Raw genomic sequence first — 1,091 nt, 5'->3', positions numbered from 1 at the left:
GCCTAACTTTTTCTCTGTCTCATAGTCAACCTTACCCCCAACTTCTAGCCAGATTTTCTTCTGGACACTAAAGCCAAAGTGGGACATACTGTATTTTACCCAAAGTTGGTCAATAGTGCGTAAATCCTCAGAGGGGAAATTATTGATTGAGTTTGTATCTAACCATCCCTCATGAGTTCTTCCTGTTACCTCTAACATTTTATTAGCCGTTTCTCGATCAGCTTCTTTCCACTTTCCAGCCTTCAAAAGTTGTTCTAATTGATCATAATTAACCCCTTTAGCTGATTTTAATTCGATATCAAGTTGGGGTGTTGGTTGCGATGTAAGCTGACAGTTTTTGATGCGACGAGAGAATCGTCCAAAAAGTCCACCCCAAGAACGCCCCCCCCACCAACCACGGGAAAGTCCCCCCACCACACCAACACGAGGGAGGTGGCCTACGGGAGCTTGCAATGAAAAGGTTAGATGATCATAGTTCATCCAACTACCGTTCTTTCTCCATCCAACGCGATCGCCTAACTTTTTCTCTGTCTCATAGTCAACCTTACCCCCAACTTCTAGCCAGATTTTCTTCTGGACACTAAAGCCAAAGTGGGACATACTGTATTTTACCCATAACTGATTAATGGTGCGTAAATCCTCAGAGGGGAAATTATTAATTGAGTTTGTATCTAACCATCCCTCATGAGTTCTTCCTGCTACTTCTAACATTTTATTAGCCGTTTCTCGATCAGCTTCTTTCAACTTTCCGGCTTTCAAAAGTTGTTCTAATTGATTGTAATTAACCCCTTTAGCTGACTTTAATTCGATATCAAGTTGGGGTGTTGGTTGGGGTGTTGGCTGCGATGTAACCTGACAGTTCTTAACGCGAGATAAGAACAAACTAGCCCAGCGCTGATCATTGATGAACATCGACATACGACCGATACGCGGGAGATGACCAACGGGAGCTTGCAATGAAAAGGTTAAATCATCGTAGTCGATCCAATTACTATTCTTTCTCCATCCAACGCGATAGCCTAACTTTTTCTCTGTCTCATAGTCAACCTTACCCCCAACTTCTAGCCAGATTTTCTTCTGGACACTAAAGC

At 42.8% G+C, this 1,091-nt stretch carries 1 protein-coding gene; it reads right to left on the bottom strand.

What is annotated here, in order from left to right; genetic code table 11:
• Window positions 1–1,091: GUN4 domain-containing protein (locus tag PL9214_RS32600; protein WP_245824398.1), on the bottom strand; the 1,091-nt coding region annotated here is incomplete at both ends.

It is taken from the genome of Planktothrix tepida PCC 9214 (assembly GCF_900009145.1).
In the GTDB taxonomy this organism is placed as follows: Bacteria; Cyanobacteriota; Cyanobacteriia; order Cyanobacteriales; family Microcoleaceae; genus Planktothrix; species Planktothrix tepida.
This window is presented reverse-complemented; position numbering and strand designations above follow the sequence as displayed.